The 26,263-nt window shown below is 32.3% G+C and carries 24 protein-coding genes; 11 read left to right on the top strand and 13 right to left on the bottom strand.

Translation table 11 applies throughout. The annotated features are described in order from the left end of the window. The first annotated feature begins 49 nt into the window (after positions 1–49). The 3 genes from ABD940_RS03810 (at position 50) to ABD940_RS03800 (ending at position 2,526) form a co-directional block, all read left to right on the top strand. The gene (locus ABD940_RS03810; RefSeq protein ID WP_345200416.1) at positions 50–1,156 is read left to right on the top strand and encodes an Mrp/NBP35 family ATP-binding protein; all 1,107 of its coding nucleotides are present in this window, start codon (positions 50–52) and stop codon (positions 1,154–1,156) included. A 45-nt stretch (positions 1,157–1,201) separates the two neighbouring features. Then, positions 1,202–1,450 (top strand): NifU family protein, encoded by a 249-nt coding sequence (locus ABD940_RS03805; protein WP_345200415.1) that lies wholly within the window; start codon positions 1,202–1,204, stop codon positions 1,448–1,450. Between the two features lie 461 nt (positions 1,451–1,911). Beyond that, entirely contained in the window at positions 1,912–2,526 is a 615-nt protein-coding gene (locus tag ABD940_RS03800) for a response regulator transcription factor (protein ID WP_345200414.1), read from the top strand. A gap of 97 nt (positions 2,527–2,623) precedes the next feature. Here ABD940_RS03800 and ABD940_RS03795 read toward each other — a convergent pair whose 3' ends face one another. From ABD940_RS03795 to ppk1, 7 genes are all read right to left on the bottom strand, one after another. After that, on the bottom strand, positions 2,624–2,791 hold the full coding sequence (locus ABD940_RS03795; protein WP_345200413.1) for a hypothetical protein: 168 nt from the start codon (positions 2,789–2,791) through the stop codon (positions 2,624–2,626). A gap of 1 nt (position 2,792) precedes the next feature. After that, a complete protein-coding gene (locus ABD940_RS03790; RefSeq protein WP_345200411.1) occupies positions 2,793–3,620 on the bottom strand; it encodes an SIR2 family NAD-dependent protein deacylase in 828 nt (275 codons plus the stop codon). Between the two features lie 91 nt (positions 3,621–3,711). After that, positions 3,712–6,753, bottom strand: a complete 3,042-nt coding sequence (locus ABD940_RS03785; RefSeq protein ID WP_345200410.1) for a choice-of-anchor I family protein — start codon at positions 6,751–6,753, stop codon at positions 3,712–3,714. 222 nt (positions 6,754–6,975) lie between these two features. Then, positions 6,976–7,128, bottom strand: a complete 153-nt coding sequence (locus tag ABD940_RS03780) for a hypothetical protein (protein ID WP_345200409.1) — start codon at positions 7,126–7,128, stop codon at positions 6,976–6,978. Next, positions 7,125–7,778 carry an NAD-dependent epimerase/dehydratase family protein gene (locus tag ABD940_RS03775; RefSeq protein WP_345200408.1) on the bottom strand — a complete coding sequence of 218 codons (654 nt, stop codon included), beginning with the start codon at positions 7,776–7,778 and terminating at the stop codon, positions 7,125–7,127. Before ABD940_RS03775 ends, ABD940_RS03780 begins: the two co-directional genes overlap by 4 nt. 291 nt (positions 7,779–8,069) lie before the next feature. Further along, positions 8,070–8,954: a Ppx/GppA phosphatase family protein gene (locus tag ABD940_RS03770; RefSeq protein ID WP_345200407.1), complete on the bottom strand. Its 885-nt coding sequence runs from the start codon at positions 8,952–8,954 to the stop codon at positions 8,070–8,072. Further along, a complete protein-coding gene (gene ppk1, locus ABD940_RS03765) occupies positions 8,951–11,023 on the bottom strand; it encodes a polyphosphate kinase 1 (RefSeq protein WP_345200406.1) in 2,073 nt (690 codons plus the stop codon). The genes ABD940_RS03770 and ppk1 overlap by 4 nt, the downstream gene beginning before the upstream one ends. Before the next feature lie 453 nt (positions 11,024–11,476). Between ppk1 and dnaK the strand changes: the two genes are divergently transcribed. Beyond that, positions 11,477–13,372 carry a molecular chaperone DnaK gene (gene dnaK / locus ABD940_RS03760; protein WP_345200405.1) on the top strand — a complete coding sequence of 632 codons (1,896 nt, stop codon included), beginning with the start codon at positions 11,477–11,479 and terminating at the stop codon, positions 13,370–13,372. Positions 13,373–13,465: 93 nt separating this feature from the next. Here dnaK and ABD940_RS03755 read toward each other — a convergent pair whose 3' ends face one another. Continuing rightward, positions 13,466–14,008, bottom strand: coding sequence for a hypothetical protein (locus ABD940_RS03755; protein WP_345200404.1), 543 nt, complete (start codon positions 14,006–14,008; stop codon positions 13,466–13,468). An 89-nt stretch (positions 14,009–14,097) separates the two neighbouring features. Here ABD940_RS03755 and ABD940_RS03750 point away from each other — a divergent pair, with 89 nt between their 5' ends. The 3 genes from ABD940_RS03750 (at position 14,098) to ABD940_RS03740 (ending at position 16,000) form a co-directional block, all read left to right on the top strand. Then, positions 14,098–14,613, top strand: coding sequence for a thioredoxin family protein (locus tag ABD940_RS03750; RefSeq protein WP_345200403.1), 516 nt, complete (start codon positions 14,098–14,100; stop codon positions 14,611–14,613). A gap of 463 nt (positions 14,614–15,076) precedes the next feature. After that, complete coding sequence (locus ABD940_RS03745) at positions 15,077–15,544, top strand: antirestriction protein ArdA (protein ID WP_345200712.1); 468 nt, start codon at positions 15,077–15,079, stop codon at positions 15,542–15,544. Positions 15,545–15,604: 60 nt separating this feature from the next. Beyond that, positions 15,605–16,000 (top strand): recombinase family protein, encoded by a 396-nt coding sequence (locus tag ABD940_RS03740; protein WP_345200402.1) that lies wholly within the window; start codon positions 15,605–15,607, stop codon positions 15,998–16,000. 222 nt (positions 16,001–16,222) lie between these two features. Here ABD940_RS03740 and ABD940_RS03735 read toward each other — a convergent pair whose 3' ends face one another. The 5 genes from ABD940_RS03735 to ABD940_RS03715 all read right to left on the bottom strand — a co-directional run bounded on the left by ABD940_RS03735 (position 16,223) and on the right by ABD940_RS03715 (position 20,931). Further along, positions 16,223–19,315: an anti-phage protein gene (locus tag ABD940_RS03735; RefSeq protein WP_345200401.1), complete on the bottom strand. Its 3,093-nt coding sequence runs from the start codon at positions 19,313–19,315 to the stop codon at positions 16,223–16,225. Positions 19,316–19,754: 439 nt separating this feature from the next. Continuing rightward, positions 19,755–20,150 (bottom strand): DUF7674 family protein, encoded by a 396-nt coding sequence (locus ABD940_RS03730; protein ID WP_345200400.1) that lies wholly within the window; start codon positions 20,148–20,150, stop codon positions 19,755–19,757. Positions 20,151–20,199: 49 nt separating this feature from the next. Next, complete coding sequence (locus ABD940_RS03725; RefSeq protein WP_345200399.1) at positions 20,200–20,331, bottom strand: hypothetical protein; 132 nt, start codon at positions 20,329–20,331, stop codon at positions 20,200–20,202. 79 nt (positions 20,332–20,410) lie between these two features. Further along, the gene (locus ABD940_RS03720; RefSeq protein ID WP_345200397.1) at positions 20,411–20,767 is read right to left on the bottom strand and encodes a DUF7674 family protein; all 357 of its coding nucleotides are present in this window, start codon (positions 20,765–20,767) and stop codon (positions 20,411–20,413) included. Between the two features lie 17 nt (positions 20,768–20,784). Further along, the gene (locus ABD940_RS03715) at positions 20,785–20,931 is read right to left on the bottom strand and encodes a hypothetical protein (protein ID WP_345200396.1); all 147 of its coding nucleotides are present in this window, start codon (positions 20,929–20,931) and stop codon (positions 20,785–20,787) included. A gap of 209 nt (positions 20,932–21,140) precedes the next feature. Between ABD940_RS03715 and ABD940_RS03710 the strand changes: the two genes are divergently transcribed. The 4 genes from ABD940_RS03710 to ABD940_RS03695 all read left to right on the top strand — a co-directional run bounded on the left by ABD940_RS03710 (position 21,141) and on the right by ABD940_RS03695 (position 26,135). Next, the gene (locus tag ABD940_RS03710) at positions 21,141–22,154 is read left to right on the top strand and encodes a nucleoid-associated protein (RefSeq protein ID WP_345200394.1); all 1,014 of its coding nucleotides are present in this window, start codon (positions 21,141–21,143) and stop codon (positions 22,152–22,154) included. Positions 22,155–22,218: 64 nt separating this feature from the next. Next, complete coding sequence (locus ABD940_RS03705; RefSeq protein ID WP_345200393.1) at positions 22,219–23,187, top strand: hypothetical protein; 969 nt, start codon at positions 22,219–22,221, stop codon at positions 23,185–23,187. Positions 23,188–23,363: 176 nt separating this feature from the next. After that, entirely contained in the window at positions 23,364–25,556 is a 2,193-nt protein-coding gene (locus ABD940_RS03700) for an ATP-binding protein (protein WP_345200392.1), read from the top strand. 27 nt (positions 25,557–25,583) lie between these two features. Then, entirely contained in the window at positions 25,584–26,135 is a 552-nt protein-coding gene (locus ABD940_RS03695; RefSeq protein ID WP_345200390.1) for a biliverdin-producing heme oxygenase, read from the top strand. Positions 26,136–26,263: the final 128 nt, after the last annotated feature.

Below are 26,263 nucleotides of genomic sequence, written 5' to 3'. Positions count from 1 at the left end.
TTCTAAATAGCTAAAAATTGCGTAAATTTGTGAACAATTTATTTAGTATATGTTGACGAAAGAAAAGGTACAAAATTTCCTTAAAGAGATAGAAGTTGATGACTTGGTAAGCAATTTTCAGGTTATGGGCAACGATGTATATATTGATATGACTGCACATTCACCTGCAATGCATGAAAAGAAAAAACTGGAGGCAGCAATGAAGCAGGCTTTTGCAAGCGAATTCGGTGAAGAGATCAATCTTAAATTAAAGATCGTTTCTCCTGAGCCAAGCGAAATTCAGCAAAGTCAGATCAAAGGAAAACAGATTCCCGGAATTCAAAATATTATAGCAATTGCTTCCGGAAAAGGAGGAGTTGGTAAATCTACTGTTGCTGCGAATATGGCGGTAACTTTAGCTAAAATGGGTTTCAAAGTTGGATTGTTGGATGCCGATATTTACGGTCCTTCAGTTCCTACAATGTTTGATACGGAAGGTGAAAAGCCAATTTCTGTGGAAGTGAACGGCAAAAGTTTAATGAAACCTGTTGAAAATTATGGCGTAAAAATGCTTTCAATAGGATATTTTTCAGGTTCTAATCAGGCAGTTGTCTGGAGAGGTCCAATGGCTTCAAAAGCTTTGAACCAAATGATCAGAGATGCAGCTTGGGGAGAATTAGACTTTTTATTAATAGATTTGCCACCGGGAACCGGAGATATACATTTATCAATCATTCAGGAAGTTCCTGTGACGGGAGCGGTAATCGTAAGTACTCCTCAACACGTGGCTTTGGCAGACGTGAGAAAAGGTATCGCAATGTTCCAAATGGAAAGTATTAATATTCCTGTGCTTGGTTTAATCGAAAATATGGCGTATTTTACGCCGGAAGAATTACCGGACAATAAATATTATATCTTTGGACAACAGGGAGCACAATATTTAGCAGATGATCTTGGAATTCCTGTTTTAGGAGAAATTCCTTTGATTCAAAGTATTAGAGAAGCGGGAGATGTCGGAAGACCTGCAGCTTTGCAGGAAGGTTCTAAAATTGAACAAATCTATACGGAAACTGCCCGTAAAATGGTAGAAAGCCTGGTAGAAAGAAACAAATTTCTTCCTCCGACTGAAGCTGTGAAGATCACAACAATGGCTGGATGCTCGCCGAAAGCAAAATAATTATTTTCAATTTTGAAAAAACCGAATTGAACTGAAGAAAAAAATATGGAAACAAATATAGCACACGAAGATACAGTAACAAGAGTAATGGAGGCTCTGGAAAGCATTCGTCCGTTTTTGAATAAAGATGGCGGTGATATTGAGCTTATCGATGTGAAGGATAACTTGGTTTATGTAAAACTTTTAGGAAACTGTTCCGGCTGTTCACTGAACTTTTCAACCTTAAAATTAGGTGTTGAAAATACCATTAAACAACATGCTCCGGAAATCGAAAAAGTAATAAATGTAGAGTAGAAAATTAAAAATATATTTTTTAAGGCAGATCTTTTAGGTCTGTCTTTTTTATGGCTTTTTAAGAAAAAGCTATGAAAATTATGAAATTTTTTATAGTAATAATTCTACTAGTTTGTGAATATTATATGTATTATTTTTGTAAAAAATTATTTACAAAGCTATATGGGGATGTGTGCTTGTAACATACTTTTTATTCTCGCACTTTAATGTTTTAATATTTTTTGTTTGATTCGTCTGAAAAGTATTAAAAATTTTTGGTCCTGAAATTTCAGGGTTAGAAAAATTGTATGGCAAAATGCCGAAAAATCCCTTTAAATAAGCAAAAAATATTACATGAAATGTAGTATTGGTCTGTAAGTTGTATTGATTTTTGTAAATGTAGAAATCCAAAGAAAGATTTTTTCCGTAAATAGTAAGTGGGGACGTCATTTTATGGAAAATTTATCTAATAAAACTAAACTATGAAAAATATACTTATTGCTGATGGTCATTATGTTGTGAGAACGGGTGCGGCTCTTGTGCTTGAAACAAAACTTCAGTATCCTTGTAAAATAGATTTTGCTGAAACATATCTTGAAACAAAGGAAAAAGTTTCTAAAAAGTTATATGACCTTTTAATTATCGATATCGATATACCGGAAAGTATCTTTAAAGCAATGGTAAAAGAGCTTAAAAAGAAGCAGAAACTACTTAAAATTTTGATTTTTTCAACCTATGACGAAAACGTAGGGATACAATATATTGAAGAAGGAGCAGCTGGATATCTTAACAAAGGTGCTTCGGAGGCTGAAATTCTTACAAGTGTAACTTCTATTTTTGAAGAAGGATATTATTACACAATGAATATGATGAAAAAGTTAGTAACCCATTCTACTGACAGTCATTCTGTAGAGAGACTTTCCAAAAGAGAATTTCAGATTTTTAAATTATTGGCAGAAGGAAACGGAAATATTGAAATTTCAAACAGTCTGAACTTAAAAATGTCTACCATAAGTACTTATAAAAAGAAGATTTTTGAAAAACTGCAGGTGAAAAACGTAGTGGATCTTGTAAGGATTTATGATGATATGCATTAAAAATATAGAAAACCCGGTGAAAAATTTCATCGGGTTTTTATTTATTTTAAAATGATATTAATATTGAATTCTTTAAAAATTTGATTTTAAAAGTTATCTACTTCTCTGATGATTTATCTTTCAAATTTTCAACATCGTAAACATTAATTAACCGTAATTCACGATAACCTAGACTTGTTCTGTTATTTTCAAGATTTTTAACCTCATCAATATAGGTGATGATTTGAGTTTCGTTTTCGTCTGTATCTAATGAAAATGCAAACATATTATTTACTTAAATTTTCAATAATCTCTTTAATTACCTTTAAAACTTCCGTTGACTTTTCTCTGATGATCAATTTATTCTTTTTATTTTTAATCAATTCCGTAAAATTATTATCTTCTGTATTAATATCAACAATCGTAGAACCATATTTTAAAGCGGTTTCGGCTATTGCAAGCGGAAGATTCGTTGCGCCTGATGTTCCGACAATAAAAAGAACTCCACTATTTTTAGCAACTTTCAACGAACTAAATTTTTTATTTGTTTTCTCATCATAATATTCATCAAACCATAAAATATTCGGTCGCATCCAATGTCCGCAAGTCGGACAAGTCAAAAGTTCAATATCTCGTTCTGTAAGATCTTCATCAATATTTTTTCCTTTAATTTCTTCAGGGATATTTACAATTTCCTTACAACCATTAGAACATTTGATTTCGCGATTATTTCCATGAATTTCATAGATTCGCTGGTTTCCTGCTCGACGATGAAGATTATCAATGTTTTGAGTAATTAAATGAAATCTTTCCTGCAGCATATTTTCAATTTCAACCAATTCAAAATGACTCTGATTAGGCTCTGATTCTTCAAACATTTTCTTTCTGAATAAAGAATACTGTAAAACTTCTTCTGGATTTTGCTTAAAATATTTCAGCGTTCCGAATTCTTCAGGCTTATGAAACTGAGTTCCTTTTACCCAGATTCCGTCGATCCCGCGATAGGTTGGAATTCCGCTGTCGGACGAGATTCCTGCGCCTGTAAGAAAAGTGAAAAGATTCCGCTTTTCTTTATGATAAACTTGATGGATGATTTCTTCTAATTGCTCTTTCATGGTTTTATAAAATCTAAAACTAAGAAATTTTAAGCCAACAAAAAAGCCCCGAAAAATCGAGGCTCATTTTCAATCAACTAAATAATATATTCTACTTTACAATAACTCTTTTTAGCTGTCCTTCAGAAGTTTTTACAATATAAACTCCTGTAGAAAGTTTTGAAGTTTCGATTGTTAAAGCATTTTTCTCTTTTCCAAGTAATTTTCCGGACATATCATACAATTCGTAATCCTGAGCTCTGTTGAAATACAATGTATTTCCTCTTGCAACCGGATTCGGGAATACGTTGAAAGTTGCCTTTTCCGCTTTTACTTCACCTGTTGCCAAAGTAGGCGCATTGGCTACTTCATACATAGACAGAGTTCCGCTGATTTCGTTGGCAATTACAACATATCCTTTTCCTGTTGTTGTATTTTCAGGGGCGATGTAGATAATTCCTTCCGGTCCGTTATCACCACCGTAAGCCGAAGTTGAGCGGGAATTTTTGTAATCTGTGAAAGTAGGGTTGTTGGGATCTGAAACATTGTACACCATTACACCTCCTGTTCTTTCTATCGTGATGAAAGCATAAGTCTGCCCATTAATAGTTCCTAAAGTAACACCTTCCGGTTCAGGACCTTTTGCGCGGCTTCTGTTTTTTACGGTATTAGATTCATTATCAGCATTGAAAATCAATGGATGATTGGCTGCAATATATCTTTCGAATCTGTCACCACTGTCATAAACGATCTGTTTTGTATCTGCATTGAAAATCGAGAAAGAACGAGCTCCTAAAGCTGAAATTTCCTCAAATTCTGCATCTCCGTCAGTATTTCCTGTAGCATTGGAAACTCTGAATCTTCCTAAATTATAAGAAGCCTTTAAAATTGCCGATTGAGGGAAAAGTGCAGGATCTAAAGTATAATCATTTGCTCCAACCGTAGTTCTTTCGCTGAATCCTGAAAGATCTTTTTCGTCACCTTCGTTCGCAGTTACAATATAATTTGTTCCGCCAACTTTAAAATTCTGAACACCATCGGGAGTGTAATAAGTTTTTACAGGCCAGTTTGCGATTAAAACTTCGCCATTGTTATCAGAAGCATCAAAACCATTTCCTGGAATGCTCATATCTTTTTTACCTAATCCCCAAATGCTTGTAATTGTTTTTGTAGCTAAATTAACTTCCGCGATCGCATTATTTTCCTGAAGGGTAACCCATGCTTTTTGACTGTCAGAACTTATCGTAATATATTCAGGTTCTAAATCCTGAGAAAGCGTATTGTTGGTTCTTACTTTTCTTAATCCTGTCGCCGTTAAAGCTGCAAGCTGAGAATCAAAAGCATTGAAGTTAAGTGTGGTAACATTACTTTGAGCTAAGCCGGCAATTCCTCCTGAGATGTCAATAATACTTACTGTTCCTTCCGGATCTACGGTGTAAGCATCGTTTGGTTCACCTTCGTTGGCTGTCATTACTTTGGTTCCGTCTGGTGAGAAAGTAATCATATCCGGTAAAGCACCGACTGTAACTTGCTTCAAAAAGTTTCCGTTAATATCAAAGAAAACAACTGAACCATTTTGTTGCGGATTTGTGTTTGGAGAAGCCGCAGCAATGATTCCGTTTTTCACGGCGATACTTGTAATTCCGCCGTAAGGAGCCATATTGATTGTATTTACAACCGTTGGAGTTGTTGGGTTACTGAAATTAATAATATCAAAAACATCCGTAATCGAACTGATCGTGAATAATCTCTGTGTCGTTGGATCATGAACTACAATTTCCGTAGAGCTGTTATTGCTTCCGGAAGGATCAAAACTTCCGATATAATTTAACTGAATCTGATTTGATGGAACCGGAGCGGGTTTATCGTTATCAACAATATAAATTGTCGCATTATTATCTCCTGAAATTGTTGCTCCAACCGGATTTTCTAAGCTTACTACAAAATATTCAGCCTGTTGCTCTTCTAAAGTATCATCAATGATCGGAATATTAACGGTGTAACTCGTCATTGATGGAGTTAAGTTAATAGTTTGATTCGCTAAAGTAAAATCACTACTGTTTGCAGTACTGAAAGGCGCAGGTTTTACAACCAGATTCACCGTTGAATTTGAAGGATTCGCAACATTTATTTTAAATGCTAACGTTCCTGCATTTTCATTGACTTTAATAAAGTTTTTATCTAAAGAAATGGAAGTTCCTGCAGTTGTAAATGTCGTTGAAGTTGCTGTCGTTACTGCATTATCACTTGTATCTTCAACCATATTTGGTTTTAACGCCAAATAGTATGTTTGATTTGGCGTTAAAGCTGTAGTTGGGATTACAGTAATTTTATTGTTAGCAAAAGTAGTTGTAAAGGGAACCTGAGTACCTGAAGCATTTCCAAGACGGAAATCTACAAGTGTTTGTGCATTAGAATCGTTGATCGTTGAGTTGTCTATTAATCTTACATTTTCGTTAAAAGAAATCGTAGGATTTACAGTTGTTGAGGCATTATTTGTGTTGTTTGTAGGTAGGTAAGCGACAGTTGGTGGAGTAGTGTCTGCTGCTGTAGCTGGTGTTGCATCTACTGTGAAATTATCAAAACGGTTGTTTCCGACAGTTCCACCTGTTCCTGCAGCGAATTCAACTTTTAATTTGAAATTCGGATTGTTTGCAACGCCTGAAATTGCTGAAAAATCAAATGTTATCAACTGCGGATTCGCATCTTGTGGAGAAACCGTTTGATAAGGAATGAAGGTCGTTCCGTTCGTAGAATATGACCAAGTCTGTGTTCCAGCTCCTGAACCAGATCTTCTCGTTGTAAATTTTACAATGACATTATTGTAGCCTGTTGTCGGTAAATTGAACTGCAAATTACCATTGATAGGAAAATTATATCTCAAATGCGTTCCTGAAACGTCTCCGTTTCTTGCATTTAAATTGTCTACATTGAAGTTTTGACCTGTTCCGCCCGCGAAATCTACTTCTGTAGTTCCGTTTGTGACAGCAATCATAGAGCCTCCAACCAAAGTTGAGGTCGGAGTCGTGATAGAAGCTGCGGAAGCATTGTTGTTAAAATTCCAGTAATGGATAAGAGATGTCTGTCCGAAAACCGCTCCCTGAAGGAAAAATGCGGCAATTACAGATCCTTTTAACAAGTAGTTATTAATCATTTTTTACTTACTTTAAATTTATGCAAAAATGAAGTTTCTACTTTGCAAACATTTTAAGCTAATTTTAAGAAATGATTAATAAATAGGTAATTATCAAGAATTTTAATTAATAATAAAAATTTTAAGACATAAAATAACGAATAGGCACAAGAAATCATATGGCTAATCAGCCAAAAAGACAAACATACATGTTTATCAGCTTATTCGCCTATTACAAATAAGTTACTTTGAAACTTGTCCTGAAAAATGTAAATTTTTCCCTGTTGTTTTATTTCCGTCCAACGGATGTTTTTGCATATAAAAAAATCCTGAGATTGCAGTCAGAACGAGTAAAATAAAAGCAACCAGAAAAATTCTTTTTAGCATTTCCTTCATATCGCCAGATTTTTGATGTCCTTAATTTCTAATGTTGAGATGGGATATCCTTTTTGCACTGCGTTGATCATTGCTTTACCCACCTCGTGTAAAGTTAATGATTTTGCCGGTAATATAACAGGGAAAAGCCAAATAATAGGTCTAAAAAACCATTTTACATTTTCCTGACCTTCAACGGGTTTCATAAATCCGGGACGAAAATTGTAGGCAGCTTTGAATCCAAGCTTTTTTAAAGCATTTTCGGTTTTTCCTTTTACTCTTGCCCACATAAGTTTTCCACTTTCTGTTTTATCTGTGTGTGCTCCTGAAACATAGTTGAAAACCATATCCGGATTTTGGCTGAGAACCGCTTTTGCAAAATGCATCGTTGTATCGTAAGTAATTTTGGTGTAATCTTCTTCATTCATTCCAACACTGCTGATTCCGGCGCAAAAGAAAACCGCATCGTAACCTTTAAAGTTTTCATCATTCAGATCGATTTGCAGAAAATCTGAAACAATATATTCTTTAAGCTTGGCGTGCTTTTTTCCTGAAGGTTTTCTGCTTACACTTAAAATTTCTGAAATGTTCGGATTCTCAAGGCATTCCATTAAAACACCTTCACCTACCATTCCTGTTGCTCCTGTGAGAATTATTTTTATTGAGTTCATTTCTTTACTATTCTTTTTTTGATGACGTTTTGTGACGTGCTTTTACTTTATGTGGTAGCAAAAATTATACAAGTTTTTTAATTTTTGTGGAAATTTACTTTTTTTGGCTAGGTTGATTTAATATAATCATTTCCTAGCCCCGATTGAGCGGCATGTTTGAGCTCTTTTCCGGGTTTCGGCGGCGAAGCCGCCGAAACCCGGAAAAAGCGAGTAGCGAAAGCGGGAAATAGCTCCTAAAAAATAAAAACCGATCAAAGAATGACCGGCTTTCTAATTTTATTTTAAGTGAAATTATTTCTTATCGTATAATTTGCTGTAAATATTATGGATTAATCCGTCTGCAACAGATATTTTCGGTACAAAAATTCGGTTGATTTCAGACCATGTCATAACATTGTTAAAAATCTTTAAAGCATGAGCCAAAACATCTGCTCTGTCTTCACGCATATTGTGTTTTGTCATTCTTTCATCAACAGTAAGATCGTCGAATTCTTTATGAACTTTTTTAAGGTGAGACAATGACATTGGTTTGCCGTCTTTGGTCTTGCTCATTGAAAAAACTTTGTTGATGTTTCCTCCTGAACCGATTGCTACGATTGGCTTTTTGCTGTTGATATTGATCCTGATTTCTTCCTTCATATCCTTCCAGTTATCAGGAGTTACCAGATTGTTCAATAAACGAATTGTCCCGATATTGAAAGATTTTTCATATTTCATTTTTCCGTTTTCGTAGAAAGTAAGCTCTGTAGAACCACCTCCAACGTCAATATATAAATAGGCAAATTCTTTATCTAAACCTTCTGCAACGTGGTTTTCAAAGACCAAAGTGGCTTCTTCATCGCCGGTAATAATTTCAATATCAATTCCGGAAGTTTTCTTTACTTCTTCGATAATATTCTGTCCGTTTGCAGCGTCACGCATTGCACTTGTAGCACAGGCTCTGTAATGTTCAACCTTATAGATTTTCATGAGGTCACTGAAAATCTTCATCGAGTCGATCACCATTTTTTCCCTTTCTTCACCGATCTTTCCAAGGGTAAAAACATCCATTCCCAATCTTAAAGGTATCCTTAAAAGATTAAGCTTGATGAATTCGGGCTGTTTATTATTGATTTTCACTTCATTAATCAACAGTCTGGCTGCATTACTTCCTATATCTATGGCTGCAATCTTCATTTTTTGTTCGTTTTAGCTTTTAAATATCTGTATGTTTCAATCTGAGAACGGCACTCTTCTTTTCCATTGCTGATGTACTCGTTGCTCAATTTTTTGTCTAAAATACGAGCTTTTACGTTATCTTTCAACTGTATGTCGAGAATATCTTTCAATTCTTTCTTTAAACTTTTGTCGGTGATCTTTGCGGCAGCTTCGATTCTGTAGTCTAAGTTTCTGGTCATCCAGTCTGCGGAAGAAATGTACATATCTTCGGCTCCTTTGTTGTAGAAATACATGACTCTTGCATGTTCAAGATATTCGTCAACAATACTTATTGCTTTAATTTTCTCTTTGAAATCACTTTGATTGACAGCGCAATATATCCCTCTCACAATCATTCTGATATGAACTCCTTCCTGAGCGGCTTCATATAATTTTTCAATTAAAGCTCTGTCACTTACGGAATTGGCTTTAACGATTATTTCTGTTTTTCGTCCTGCCCTTGCTTCTTCAATTTCTTTATCAATATGATGAACGATTTTTTCACGCATAAACTGCGGGCAAACCAAAAGGTTTTTGCAGGTTTTCAAAACAGGAAGAAAATCGTCTTTTGGCTTTTTTAAGACATTAAATACTTTATTAATATCTGCCATTATACCACGATCAGAAGTCATTATTAAATGATCTCCATAAATTCTTGCCGTTTTTTCGTTGAAATTTCCTGTACTGATAAAACCATACTGAATCGTTTTATTATGTGATCTTTTTTTGATAACACATAGTTTCGCGTGAACTTTTTTATTCGGAATTCCTACCAAAACAGTAATTCCTTCCGGTTCCAGCATTTCTTTCCATTCCAAGTTGGATTCTTCGTCAAATCTTGCCTGAAGTTCCAGCATTACCGTAACTTCTTTACCGTTCCTTGCTGCATAGATCAAAGCATTGATGATTTTTGAACTGCTCGCCAAACGATAAGCTGTAATCTGAATCGATTTTACATCCGGATCCATTGCTGCTTCACGAAGAAGATCAATCACAGGATTATATTTATGATAAGGGAAAGTTAGAAGAACATCATGTTTTAAAATAACGTCTGTTACTCTTTCTGTATTTTCAAAAGCGGGATGTGTAAATGATGTTCTTTCGACAGGCTTTTCATATTTTTCGAAAACATCAGGGAAATCCATGAAATGTTTAAAATTATGAATCTTTCCTCCCGGAATGATGCTGTCTTTTTTTGTCAAGTTTAATTTTCGGATAAGCATTTCCAGCAATGCTTTATCCATATCTTTATCAAAGACGAAACGTGTAGGTTTTCCTTTTCTACGGTTTTTCAGTCCTTTTTCAATTTTTTCTGCGAAGTTGGTTTTGATGTCATTATCCAGCTCAAGTTCTGCATCTTTGGTTACTTTAAAAGCATTTGCTGCAAATTCATCATATCCGAAATAAGAGAAAATGTGCGGTAAATTGAAAGTAATTACATCTTCAAGAAGCATTACGTCTTTTTCTTCAGGATCTTCAGTCGGAAGTAAAACGAATCTTCCTACAAAACGCGAAGGAATTTCAATAATCGCATAATTACTCGAATATTGCCAGTCTTTTTTTCTCATCGCAACGCCAAGATAAAGACTTTTATCTCTCATGTAAGGCATTGGCGTATTTTCGTGAAGTAAAATGGGGATAACATTGGATTCTACGACTTCATCGAAATATCTTCTGACAAATTCTTTCTGTTTTGCAGTTAAATTTTTTGATGTTTTAATAATCACTTTATGTTCAGCCATTTCCGCCTGAATTTTCTTCCAGGTTTTATCGAAATTCAGCTGATGCGTCATCACAATATCATTGATCTTTTGAAGGATTTTTGAAGGTGGCTGATAAAAAGATTCAGCAATTACTTTTTCCTTAAAATCCATGGCGCGCTTTAATCCGGCAACCCGCACTCTGAAAAATTCATCTAAATTGTTTGAAAAAATTCCTAAAAAACGGATTCTTAAATGTAAAGGGACGTTTTCGTCCATCGCTTCCTGTAAAACCCTTTCGTTAAAGGCAAGCCAGGTAATATCTCTCGGATTAAAATGTAATGACATTCTTTAGTTTATAATTTGGTAAAAATAATGATTCATGGTATCTCAAAGCATCTTTTTAACATTAAGGTTTAATTAAATTTAATATTAAATGGTTTTAAGATGATGAGTTTTTGTAAGTGATTAAAGTTATTAAAACTAATTGAATATGTAAATGGCTGATAAATAATTTTTGCAATAAGTGAATAAAATAAAAATTGGAGGATAAGAAGTGACAAAATTGATAAAAATTTAATTTAAATAATAAAATTGATGACAAAAATACGATCATGAAATAAATGATGTTTGACTTAATTTAAATCAAGATATTTCAAAATTAAATGACTTTCAAAAGTTGATTGATGGGTTAGTTTTTTAATCAATTGTGTCAATTTGTCACAAAAAGTTGAATGGTATAAATATTGAGAAATACTGAGTGTAAATTAATTTTAAAAATTAGAAAAAATAAAAAATATTATGAGTAAAATAATTGGAATTGACTTAGGAACGACCAACTCGTGTGTTGCTGTAATGGAGGGTAAAGACCCTGTTGTAATCCCTAATGCAGAAGGTAAAAGAACAACTCCTTCTATTGTAGCATTTACAGAAGATGGTGAAAGAAAAGTAGGAGATCCTGCAAAAAGACAGGCTGTAACGAATCCAAAGAAAACGGTATATTCTATCAAAAGATTTATCGGAACTCACTTCAAAGAAGATGCTAAAGAAATTTCAAGAGTACCTTACGAAGTAGTATCAGGACCAAATGACACTGTAAAAGTAAAAATCGACGACAGAGAATATACTCCACAGGAAATTTCTGCAATGACGCTTCAGAAAATGAAGAAAACTGCTGAAGATTATCTTGGACAGGAAGTTACAAGAGCGGTAATCACTGTTCCTGCATACTTTAATGATGCGCAAAGACAGGCTACTAAAGAAGCTGGTGAAATCGCTGGTCTTAAAGTAGAAAGAATTATCAACGAACCTACAGCTGCAGCGTTAGCTTACGGTTTGGATAAGGCTCACAAAGATCAGAAAATCGCTGTATATGACCTTGGTGGTGGTACTTTCGATATCTCTATCCTTGATTTAGGAGACGGTGTATTTGAGGTATTGTCTACAAACGGTGATACACACTTAGGAGGTGATGATTTTGATGATGTAATCATCAACTGGATGGCAGACGAATTCAAAGCTGAAGAAGGAGTAGAATTGAAATCTGATGCAATTGCATTACAGAGATTAAAAGAAGCTGCTGAAAAAGCAAAAATCGAATTATCTTCTTCTCCACAAACGGAAATCAACCTTCCATATATTACAGCTACAGCTACAGGTCCTAAACACTTAGTGAAGACTTTAACTAAAGCTAAATTCGAGCAATTATCTGCAGAATTAGTAAAAAGATCTATGGATCCTGTTGCTAAAGCGTTAAAAGATGCAGGTTTATCAACTTCTGATATCGACGAAGTAATCTTAGTAGGAGGTTCTACAAGAATCCCAATTATCCAAGAGGAAGTAGAAAAATTCTTCGGTAAAAAACCTTCAAAAGGGGTAAACCCGGATGAGGTTGTAGCAATCGGTGCAGCTATTCAAGGTGGTGTATTGACAGGTGATGTAAAAGATGTTCTTTTATTAGATGTTACTCCGCTTTCTTTAGGTATCGAAACAATGGGTTCTGTATTTACTAAATTAATTGAAGCAAATACCACAATCCCAACTAAAAAATCTGAAGTATTCTCTACAGCTTCTGACAATCAGCCAGCTGTAAGCATTAGGGTAGGACAGGGTGAAAGACCAATGTTCAACGATAACAAAGAAATTGGTAGATTTGATTTAACAGATATTCCACCAGCTCAAAGAGGAGTTCCTCAAATTGAAGTAACTTTCGATATTGATGCGAATGGTATCCTAAGCGTTTCTGCTAAAGATAAAGGAACTGGTAAAGAGCAGACTATCAAAATTCAGGCGTCTTCAGGTCTTTCTGACGAAGAAATCGAAAGAATGAAGAAAGAAGCTCAGGAAAACTCTGCAGCTGATGCTAAGAGAAAAGAAGAAGTTGAAGTTTTCAACAAAGCTGACGGATTGATCTTCCAGACTGAAAAACAATTGAAAGAGTTTGGTGATAAATTATCTGCTGATAAAAAAGCAGCAATCGAAGCGGCTCACACAGAATTGAAAGCAGCTTTCGAAGCTAAAAACGGAGATGATGTAAAAGCTAAAACAGAAGCTTTAGATGCAGCTTGGATGGCAGCTTCAGAAGAAATGTACGCACAAGGTCAAGGTGCTGAAGGTGGTGCAGATGCAGGAGCTCAGAATGCTGGAAATGCAGGAGGTGAAGATGTACAGGATGCAGACTTCGAAGAAGTGAAATAAGCAGTCAGAGACTGATAAAATAGAAATCCCCGAGCGTGAGTGAGGGGATTTTTTTGTTTTTTAATTAATTGAGATCTGAGAAATTCCTGAATTCTATTTTTCAATCTCATTTAAATAAAAGTCTAAATTTTTCTGACTAAGATTTTTATAACCTTCTTCATAAATACTTTTTAATTGACTTTCAATAAGATTACTTCTTTTTTCTTTTAAAATGGAATCTCTTAGTGAAACAATAAATTTTGCAGAATACAGTTCACCTTTCAAATAATTGGCAATATTTTCTTTTTTGCTTATACACCCTTCCCAATATTTCATTATTAAAGGATTGTCGGAATAATATTTATAAATTTCAAGAAATCGTTTATCATTTCTTTTTAATAATTCCTTACTTGAATATAATTTCAAAGCATTACTTCCATTTTTAGCAAAATAATAAAGTTCATCATTAGAAGCTATTTTGGATAATTTTTTAAAATAATTATAGATTCTATTTTCCTCACCATCAATTCCAATATGGGAAGATTCTGCATACAAAAGTGTATCTAAACGTTTTGCCAATATCTTTGCCTTATTGGAAAGTTGTGCATTCAACATAAATGTCTGAATTAACAATATGAAGACAAATTTAAGTTTCATGAAATAGTTTTTGAAATGAAATTTTACTCTAAATAAAACAAAAAATCTCTACATTCGTATAAGTTTAACCACAAAAAACAAAATTTAAAATGAAGTTCTCTAAAATACTTCTCATATTAGGATTATTCCTATTTCAATTAAACTTTGCTCAGGAAAAAGCTGATGCTGTCTTAAACAAAGCACTTACAGAAGCCAAAGCAAAAAATAAAAACGTTCTTTTGATGTTTCATGCGTCATGGTGCAAATGGTGTCATGTAATGGAGAAAAATATGACTCTACCTGAAACAAAACCGATTTTCGATAAAAAATTTGTGACAACTTATGTTGATGTTCAGGAAATGGGAGAGAAGAAAAAACTTGAAAATTCCGGAGGTGAAGAGCTGATGAATAAATATAAAGGAAAAGATGCAGGACTTCCGTTTTGGTTGGTTTTGAATCCGAAAGGTGAAGTTCTTGCAGATTCCTTTAATGATAAAAATGAAAATCTTGGCTGTCCTTCAACGGTGGAAGAAGTAGATGCTTTTGTTTCAAAACTTAAAAAATCTTCTAAAATGAACGACAATGAACTTCAAGTTATACAAAAAGCTTTTTTGAAAAAGAATTAAAAATAGCTCCGGCGAAACCAAAGGTACTGGTACGCTTGAAATCAAATGAAAACCCTTGAAAGGAGTTTCGTACAATAACGGCTCTTTTCAGGGGTTTTCTTTTTTAGGATATAGCTATTTGCCTATGAAAATTTAAGATTCTTTCAACAGATTTCGCAAATGTTGGAACATTGTCGATACAAAATCCAACAACCCAAAGTTAGAAAGGGTTTGAGAGAATTTTGTACAGGTTTAAAATATTTCTCCTGTTTCATTAAAAAGCATCCTAAAATTCACACACTTGGCACAGTTTTCGACTACTATAAAACAACAAAAAACCCCGTCAATACTACCAATATTGAATGGGGAAGTGTAAAAATTCTAACGTGTAATTAAAACTTATCTACAATGACAAAGTTACAAAATTGTTTGGAGGACTTCCAAATCTATGTAGGTACTTTATAGCAAGTACAATTCAGGAAGCATTTATGGAGAGTGGCTTCAATTATCAAATTATTCAAGTTATGATGAGCTTTTAGGAGCTATGCAGGAACTTCACCAAGACGAACAAGACCCCGAATTTATGTTTCAGGACTATGAATGTTCGGAGTTCTTTATCAAACAAAAGCTAATCAGCGAATGCCATTTTTCATCAAACATTTATGAGATAGCCGAACAAATCAACAGTTCAGATTATGATTTCAACATTATAGAAGCCTATGCAGAGTGCATGAGTTACTATCATGAGGATGTAAGCGACTTATTAAACAGTCTTTCAGATTCATATTATGGCGAGTACAGTTCAGATGAGGATTTTGCCCAGACTACTTTAGAACAAGACGGCTCAATTCCTGAAAATTTGCCCTCTTATATTTACATTGATTGGGAAGCGACCACTAGACATCTGGTGTATGATTATATGAGTTCTAACGGCTATTATTTCAAAAATTAATTACAATAAAAATCTTTGCACCTTGCTTTAAATGCAGGGTGTTTTATAACATTTACAATTATGAAAGCACGATATATTAGAGTTTCAACGGGAGCGCAAAACACGGCAAGACAGGAGGAACGTCAAGCAAAAGACGAAAAGGTTTTTATTGATGTTGTTAGCGGTTCGACACCTTTTAAGGACAGGGAACGGGGAAAGGAACTGATAAAAGCGATTGAAGAGAACGAAATAAATTATGTTTCGGTAAGTTCAATTGACAGGCTCGGAAGGAATCTTTATGACATTCTTACGACTTTGGAATTTTTCAAAGAAAAGGGCGTTATTCTCAAAGTGGATAATCTCGGAATAGAAAGCTTAATCAAAGGCAAGGAAAATCAAGCCTTCAAACTTATTATCTCTGTTATGGCAAACATAGCCGAAATGGAACGTGACACTATTTTTAGAGCGTCAGCGTGAAGGAATTGCACTCGCAAAGGCTAAAGGAATCTATAAAGGGCGTGAGAAAGGTTCTACAGAGAGCATAGAAGATTTTCTATCTAAGTATAAAGAAGTGATTAAGAGCCTAAAGAAAGGAAATTCTATCAGAGATACAGCAAAGATTTGTGCAGTCAGCATTGGAACTGTTCAAAAGGTGAAAAATAAGAGTAAGGATTAGTTTACCTTACTCTTAATTATCATTTAATTTTTATGCTTACCATTAAAATTTTGCATTGCAATCTGTCTTTGTGTATTCATAGGGATTTCTAATTGACTGCAAACCTTCTGCATTTCTATTTCTTTCATAGGGAACATTCTCAAGTAGTTTAATGAGAGTCTTTTAAGTAGATAGAAAGGGAACTGGTTGTTTTTAAACTGAGATTTTAATCTATCAATATCATCAAAAGGAAAATTAGTAGAATATTCTAATTTATTTGATATATCAATAAGATTAATTGCATTATTATCTTTATGTTTATTTCTAATTTCCTCAAATGTTACTGCTAGATCTTTTGTAGCTAAAGAATTTGAGATTCTCTTTATAACTGAATATGCAGTCATGTAATACATATTGAAAATAACTTTTTTTGCCAATCCTTCTTTTTCAGATTTTGATAATGATTTATCCTTAATGATTAAATTAATAATTTCATCTTTAATAAATTCTTCACTACCTGAAAAAGTTTTAAAAATTGAAGATGTTGCTCGAAGACCTAAAAAATATGTCTCTTGAGCAATATCCAGTTTTGGTTGTGATTTTATAGACGCATAGCGATTTTTTAAAATAAGACCCAGAATTTCGATCGTTTTAAAGGATTTATTAATTTCTGAGATATAATCTATAATATTAGAAGCATCTTTGCTATTGAATGAATCATAATCATTATCAATTTCGTCCAAATGTTCTAATTCATCCATTTTATGCTCACTATAAGACTTTGATATATTCAATGTTATGACCTCTGATGCAGTGTTAGCTAATTCATTTATTTCTTTAATATCTTCTGAAAAATTTACTATTTTTTCATCCTTAAAAATATTTTTTGCAATTTCACTTATTGTATTAATAACGAATTCAGATTTGCTATGATGTGCTAAGAATAGATATGTATTTGCATTATCAGTATTATCTAATGTATTAGCAAGTTTTATTACTTTATCTTGTATGTCAGGATCTTCAATATTATCTGAAAGATATTTTCCCAAAAAATAGTAGTAGATATAATCATATTTAAATTTATAAGTTTCTTTGTGCAAGATAATTATGTCAGTATTGATCAAATTCCTTTCTATCTCAATAAAACCATTTTGATTTAATCCATACTCTTTCACATGTATTTTATGAAAATCTATAAAATCACTTTCGGGAAGAAATTTATCATCATTTTCATACATTTTATTTGATAATTCGGCTAAATATGTATAATACTTTTCTATATCGCCATTTTTAGTTAGAACCTTACCTAAAGCAGATTTAATTAGAACATCATAGTAATGTCCAAGAGTACTATGTTCAAAGTTTTGTGTTGGAAATAATTCTGTAGCTTGTAATATAGTTAAAATATAAAGGGGATATGCGGGAACTAAATTCTTTCCTACAATAGAATCAATTAACTTCTCTGCTTCATATAAATTACTTATTCTTTGTTGGTTATTTGTATATTGGTCAAAATCAATCCATCTTTCTATTAATTGAAATCTATATTTACGACCTAACGGCAAAATTTCATAAATTTTAAGTTTTGCGATTATGCTATCAAATATTTCATTAAATGTAAACAGTTGTTCCCATGTGATAATGAACGAAGAATTATTTTCAATTAGATTTGATAGAAATTTTTTCAAATAAATTGGCGAAAGCTTAGAATCATTTAGGTTATCAATTATAAAAAAAGGATTTTTTATTGGAGGTATTTTACTTGATTTATATTGCTCATTTTGGGTGTTGTTTTTGAGTTTTTCTAAATCTTTTAAATCTGTAGATTTAATATCTTCACCCTTTATAAAAATTGGGTATAAGCTCTCTCTTTGTAATATTTTTTCAAACGCTTTTTTACATAAACCTGTTTTACCAGATGAATTTTCTCCTGAAATAATTATTCTTGTTGTTTCGGTTTCATTGATTTCATCTAATAGTTTTTCTGAGTTGATAGTTAAATTTCTATCTTCTTCAGAAGAGTATCCGTAATTTTCCAGATTCGGATAAACATAAATTTCATTTAATTTAATTTTGGATTTATTTTTATGTCTAAGGTTAGCTCCTATATCTTCTAAATAAGTACGAAAGCTGTCACTAATATGTAATTCTGTAGCATCTTCATTACTTAAATTTTTATTTATATTTATTTCTTGAATCCCGATTTCTGATCCGAAATCTGAATTTGGTAGAAATTTTTCAGCTTTTATATTATATTTTCTTAAATTGACAAGAAGTTTTTTATTAGGTATATATTCTAAAATGCTATATCCATTTGTATATGCTATGCTTTCAGTATCCTCACTATTCAAGGATTTTCCAACGGAAAAATAGCAATTGCCATTTAAAGTTTGGTTGAATTCACTTTCTTGTTTGTGCGTATGTCCAATAAAAACAAGATCATATTCTTTTTCTAAAATTTCCTTTATTTTTAGTGATTCGCTCTTATGCAAAAAAGTTAATGGATGATGTAATAGGGCTATTTTAATATTGCAATTAACAATAAGGTTTAAAGAATTCATTAATTGATCTTCTAAAATAAGAATGTTGCCATCATCATCATTTTCATAACAAAGCCAAGAGCTATTAATGCATGTAATACCAATATTTTCATTTTCTATTTCAATTTGAAAAGTATCCTCTAGTTGTGTAATAGTTTTATTAGGATAATGGCTGTAAAAAACTTCTTTAAATTCTTGATATGTTTTAAAAGCAGGAATTCCATTTTGTAAATCTTCATAAAATATAGTTCTGTTAGAAGTATCATTAAGCAAAGCTGTTTTAATGTATTTATCTCTTATTGTAATTGACTTTCTATCAAGATCATGATTTCCAGGAACAAAAAATATTTTATTAATTAGCATAGGAAATTTATTAAGTATTTTATCAAATATAATTTCTTTGAATGCTGTAAAAGCTTGTGATGGATTACTGAAATCCTTTCCACCCATATTAGTAAAATCACCTGTAAAAAGTAAAATAGTATTTTTATCTATATAATTTATTAAGTCTTCTAATAGAGCTTTTACTATTCTGGAGTGCTGAATATTTAATTCTTCATTTTTTAAATGAAAATCTGTAATGTGTATTATTTTCATTGTTAATTTTAAAATTTAATTGTGGTTTATCATGATTAGCTAAACAAATATACAAATGTTTATTGCATTGTGCCGTCAAAAGACAAGACGTGTAACTACTTTAAAATATAATAAAATTTAAGGTAGAAGCACATCAAAAATTAAGAAAAATAACAATCCATGTATGAGAAATAATTATTATTGCAAATAAATTATGGTATTAAATTATAATATTACTTTTATTATTCTATATATTTAAAATGGTACTTAACATTAATGAAAAGGCATAGTATTTGTATCTTTGCGGTAGAGTTTTTTAGAAAGGGTTTGAAATTTGAATGTCGGTAAAATGTTGGAATTTTTCCAAACAAAAAAATCGCAATCCATCATTAATAGGCTGATTACGATTTTTAACGGCAGAACCAAAGGTTTCGCCGGAGCTGTTTTAGAGTTAAATATTTTATTTACCAAAGAATACTCTATCCTGTTTTCGCTGATCATTATAGATCACCTGAAAAGTGATAGGCATATATTGATAAAGAAGTTTCCAATGTGAAATTTTAGCATGCTTTTTAAAGCTTTCGAATGATCTTACAAAAAGATTTTCGATCATATCTTTTACATAAGAATCTCCGATTTTATAGATCATATCCATGAGTTTGATGTGATGGGCAATGATGTTTACTTTTGATTCCTGTAAGAGGTTTTTTAGATAATTTACGATTGCCTGCATAATTCCAGCGAAGTTATCCTGTCCAGATAATTGTGTTATTTCGGTGCGAAGTGGCGGATAGAAAAATTTTAAATATTCAATAGCTATTTTCTGATTAATCGTTTTCATTTGTACATTCATCATAATTAATATTTTCCGAGCATTTTTATTTCCGCGAAAACTGTACCAAAGTTTATAAACACGCAGCAAAAATAAATACACCTAGAATCACAGCAATGTGAGTTGCTAAAATTTCAATATTATGTTTGTTGGTCGTTGTTTTGAAGGTTTTCCAGTCGGAAATTTTTCTTATTTTTGATTTCATAAATGATTGATTGTTAATAGATTTAATTTTTTATAGTTTTAATGCTTTTGTAACGAAAGTCATGAAAAATGTAATAAAACTATATTCCATGGCTGTAAATCTGTCTCGAATAGATCTTCTGCAACTCTTTTGAAATATGACTAAAGATCACTTTTCTGTATTCTTCATTGCAAAAAGCGGTAGAATTGTCCAGCGAATAAATGAAAGTGCTTTCCACTGCATTTTTTAATACAATATCTCCGTTTCGGTAAATATCATCCATCTTTTTCAGACATTTGAATAATAAATTTCTGTCGTTTTGCCGAATCATATTTTTAATTCTGTCTGTGAATGTTTGGATGACACTGTAAGAATTTTGTGTTCTGTTATTTTTCAGTTCGTTTTCAATCTCGGGAATAATTTCTGTGATTTCCTGAGTAGCCTGTAAATAATTCATATTTAAATTTGATTTAATTAAAATTTTTCAAAAAAGAACCAAACCAACACAGCCAAAAAAGCCAATACCAACATTCGGTAAGATTTCAGCCATTTCGGAGTTTCCGGTCCTTTACTTTTTAATCTTCTTAGCTTGTCGATTCTGTTTAATGTTTTTAAGTCCATTTTGTTTCTGTTTTGAAAATCATAATGCCAAATTGTATTCCTTTGAAAATGTTTTTAATTTAATTATCTGATATTTAATTTTTTAAATGCTTTTAATTTAAATTTTAAAGAAGAAAGACCGTGTCAAAATGATAAGGTTTTTATCAGAATGAAATACTGTTGATTGTTGAGATAATTAATATCTTTGCAATCCAAAAAATATTCAAGAGATGTTTTCAAAAATAGTAGTACACAGAGTCGGAAATAAAATCAACGGAGAATCTTTAACGCTTTCTCAGGAAGAGTTGCAGTTGGAAGAAGGAATGGCAGAATTGCTTGAGAATTACTTTTTAGGTTCTTTCAAATCTGAAGAGACATTTCATTTTTACAGTGATTCTTATTTGGTGAATAATCCGGTTTACAGTTCTGTGTCAGAAATTTTTGATGATAAAGCAAAATTCCTTTGGGAATCTGAAAACATTGCAAAACATCTTTTCGAAGCTGCTGAAAATCCAAGAGTTCAGGGTGGAGAATTATTTATCGTTTATTTTGAAGACGATAGAGAGAATGGTGAAAAAGTAGATAAAATCGGAATTTTTAAAACCGAAAAAAGAGAATCTTTCCTTAAAATTTCTCCTAATGAAGAAACTTTTGATATAGAAAAAGATTTGGGAATCGGTTTGTCTAAAATCGACAAAGCTGCTTTAATTTACAATAATGACAAAGAAACCGGATATGTACTTTCTGTGGTTGATAACAACAAAAACGGAGATATGTATTACTGGTTCGAGGATTTTTTAAAGGTAAAACAGCGTGACGACGAATATTTTCACACTCAGGAAGCTTTGATGGTGTATAAAGATTACATCACGAAACAGTTGCCTCAGGAATTCGAAGTTTCAAAAGCGGATCAGGCAGATTTTTTAAATAAATCAATCAATTTCTTTAAAGAAAAAGAAGAATTTAAGCTGGATGAATTTGCAAGCGAAGTCTTGGGAGACGAACATGTGATCGAAAGTTTTAATAATTTTAAAACAGATTACGAACAGGATATGCAGATCAATATTGCAGAAGAATTCCCGATCAGTGAAGCTGCCGTGAAAAAAACGCAGAGACACTTTAAAAGCATCATTAAATTAGACAAAAATTTCCATATTTATATTCACGGTGACCGTCAGAAATTGGCTACAGGTGAGGATGAAAAAGGGAAATATTATATGTTGTATTTCGATAAAGAAGTTTAAATCTTACAATTGCCCGGTTAATTTATAATATCATAACTTTATAATCTATCACAAAATAATAATTATGAAGTTCATGATCGTTTTCTGGGCATTATACATGCTGGTTTTTTGTATTCCGTTTCCGATTTTTATTTATACAATGACTTCGGAAACAGTAGCAGAGCCAAGAAATTCTTTAATGATAAGCTATATTTATCTTGGTGTTTCTTTAGCAATTTGGTTGTATGTCCTTATTTTTTTCGTCAATAATCTTTTCCTGAAAACTTTTAAGGCTAAAAATATAATGAGCAATATTTTAAGCAACGGAATTGCAAGAAACGCAAAGATTTTAGATTATAAATTGATAAAGTATAATGCTAAATCGAATATTAATTTAATTCAGATTATTCTTTCTTTTCATAATCTCAGGAATATTTTAATTGAGCACGAAATGATTTTTCATGACATAAAACCTCAGGAAAAAAGATTTAATGCTGGAAATACGGTAAAAGTTTTACTGAATCCGAATCCGTCACAAGATCCTTATTTCTTATTGGATGGACAAAAAACAAAATTCAATACTCTAGGTATGGTTTTGAGGGTTTTCTTTACGGTTTTCATGATTGTGTATGTGATTGGTTTGTATTATTATTTTTATACCAAAGAATCTTTTGATTTTGGCTGGAGATTTCTGACTTTTATGCATCCGATTATTTTCAGTGGTGTGATGTTTTTACTGACGATTTTGGCGTACCAAATGATAATGGGGAAATTTTTTAAAAATTCTAAAGATGAGCAAATTCTTTTTGGCGGAAGAAATGCAGAAGCAGAAATTATCAATGTAAGCCAAACCGGATTGACGGTTAATGATCAGCCTCAAATCATGTTTCAGGTGAGTTTTAAAGATTTTAAAGGGAAAGAACATATTACGGTTTATAAGAAAATAGTAGATCTTCTTAATCTTGCATCTGTTCCAAAAGAAGGGAAGATTGAGATCATGTACGACGAAAATAATCCTCAGAAAATTATAATTCCTAGAATGTTTAAAGAATGAATTCTTTATTTAATATAAAATTGTGAAAAATTTTGTGAAATTTAAGTTAATAAACAACATTTCAGCGGATTATTTTTTTTTATTCGTTATTTAATTTGTTTTTGTGGTATCTATTTTACTTCAAAATACAATATACGTTTAAAAAAAGCGTTATCTTTGATAGATCAAAGTATTATATGAATTTTGTAGAGTGTCATGAAGAGCCCATCCATATTCCGGGCTATATACAAAGTTTTGGTTATCTGATTGGCATTGATGCGGAGTCTCGTTCCATTACTTTTTTTAGTAAGAATATTGGGGACATTTTTAATATCGAAAACACAAGCCAGCTTTTCGATAAGGAAATTACAGATTTTCCCGAAAGTTTCAAAAGTATTATCGATTCTGATATTTATAATTTCCTAAGCAAATTTACGAGAAGAGATAACGAAACATATTTTGATAAAATTGTTATCGAAGGAAAAGATTATCATTTTTCTGTTTTCAAAAGCAAAAAAAATATTTTTCTCGAATTTGAAGCGGTAGTCGCGAATCCCAACAAAAAAATTTCCAATAAATACGATAATTTTTATATTATTGATGATGCACAGGAAATCTGGGAACAGCTTTTAAATACACTTTCAAGTATCATTAATTATGATAGAATGATGGTGTATAAATTTATGATGGACGGTTCCGGAAAAGTAATTGCGGAAAGAAGAAACGAAAACATGGAAAGCTATCTTGGTCTGCATTATCCGGAAAGTGATATTCCGAAACAGGCAAGAGAATTGTATTTGAAAAAGAGAAAAAGAATTTTCAGTAATGTACATGCGGAAACAGTTCCTATTTTAAGCAAATCCCACGAAACGATCGATCTTACCTATTCGGCTTCACGCGGAATGTCGCCTATTCATGGGCAGTATATTAAAAATTCGGGAGCTTCTTCAAGTTTCAGTGTTTCTATTATTATTGATGATCATCTTTGGGGATTGGTTACATGTCAAAATCCTGATCCCAAACATATTGACCTTGAAGACAGAGTTCAGGCAGGAATTTTTACGGCATTGGCTTCTAATGCATATTCGTCTTTCAGATCTAAAAATGAACTGAATTATCGTTTGGAACTGAACGATAAATCTTCAAAAATAAAAACAGAATTCTTAAAACATAACAGTTTATTCGATTCATTAATTGAAAATAAAGCTGAAATAAAAAATCTTCCGGAAGCTGATGGTTTAGCCATTATTGCAGACGAAAATGTTGTAACGGAAGGGAATGTTCCTGATCGCGAAACAATTGAGCGAATTTCTCAATGGGCACATGAAAATACGGAAAACAATATTTATGTAAGCCGAAGCTTTTTAAAAGACTACGGCAAAGAACTGAATTTGGATGAAAATTCTGCAGGAATTGCCATCTATTTTATTGAAAGAAGTAAGAAAAATTTGTTGATCTGGTTTCGAAAAGAATTTGATGAACATATTAATTGGGCAGGAAATCCGGAAAAACAGATCGGGGTATTTTCTCAAAACGGAGAAGAGAGACAAATCGTTTCACCGAGAACTTCTTTTCATCTTTTTACGGAGAATATTAAAGGAAATTCAAGAAGATGGAATTCGAGAAATCTTGCGGCAATACAGGCTGTAAGAGATTTAATTCTTGAAACTTCACATAAAAATTATAATACGATTAAAAGGCTTAATGATGAGCTTAAAAAGGTGAATGAAGAACTCGACAGTTTTTCTTACACAATTTCTCATGATTTGGGAACACCTTTAACTGTGATGAAGCTTAACGCTCAGATGTTGCTGAAAAGTCTGACAGACGGTTCTGAAAAAAGTAAAAATAAGATCAATTCCATCATTGAAGAAATCGACAGTATGGCGGAAATGATGCATGATGTTTTACAGTTGAGCCGAGCAAAACACAGCGAAATCGAACTTGAAAAGCTTTCGACAATGCGCACGATCGAAAAAATTTCTGAAAACGCAAAAATTACTTTCGACAGTGCAAAAAGTGAAATTATCATTAAAGAATGTCCCGACGTTCTTGCCGATAAAACGATGCTTCATCAAGTATTTTTAAATATCATCAACAACGCGATAAAATATTCATCTCAGCAGGAAAAACCAAAAGTAGAAATCGGAGGAACTGAAGAAGATGATATGATCATTTACAGAATTTCAGACAACGGAATCGGAATTCCTGAAGAGCAGAAACATAAGATGTTCAAGATTTTCAACAGAATGGATAACGCCAAGAAATTCAAAGGAAACGGAGTAGGATTGTCGATTGTATATAGAATTATGAACAGAATTGGAGGAAATGTGGATTACGAGAGCAATAAAGATGGTACTTCTTTCATTTTAACGTTCAAAAAGCCTTAAATTTGGAAGAATTTTTAAATCCTTATTATGGTATCTGAATATCTAAAACAAAATACAGCAGAATATCACGATGCTGCTGAAAAACTTTTTAACTCAGAAAAAATTTTTAACAAAACTTTCACGCTTGAAGATTATAAAAAGATTATCGGAACCAATTATCTGATGCTTCTTCATTCTGAAGATCAAATCTTCAACAGCCTTTCCGATAAATTCTCTGAAAAACTTCAGTTGGATAACAGAAAAAAACTTCCTTTGATTGAAAAGGATTTGGCAAGTTTAGCTTTAGAAAATCAAAATGTTTCTCACGAATTGGAATTTGCTAATGAAAATGAAGCTTTAGGAGCAATGTACGTAATCGAAGGTTCTACTTTAGGTGGAAATGTGATTGCAAAACAGCTTTCTAAAACGGAAGGTTTTGATAATGTAACATTCAATTTCTTTGGATGCTATCAGGAAAATACGGGACCGATGTGGAAAAACTTTAAAGAAGTTTTGGACACGGAAGTGACTGAAGAAAACTATGATGAGGTATTGTCCGGAGCTAAAAAATTATATACGTTCTTGTTAAACGTCAATTAATTTTCCCAAAATAAATATAAATATCACTTTTGAAGATAATTAAATTCCTGAAAGATTGCTCAATTTTTCAGGAATTGTTAAATTTGGGAGTTTTCAATTTTAAACTAAATAATTTAAAAAATAAATCA

The organism is Chryseobacterium ginsengisoli (assembly GCF_039542325.1).
In the GTDB taxonomy this organism is placed as follows: domain Bacteria; phylum Bacteroidota; class Bacteroidia; order Flavobacteriales; family Weeksellaceae; genus Chryseobacterium; species Chryseobacterium ginsengisoli.
The sequence above is the reverse complement of the archived record's forward strand: the minus strand, read 5'-3'. Positions and strand labels throughout refer to the sequence as shown.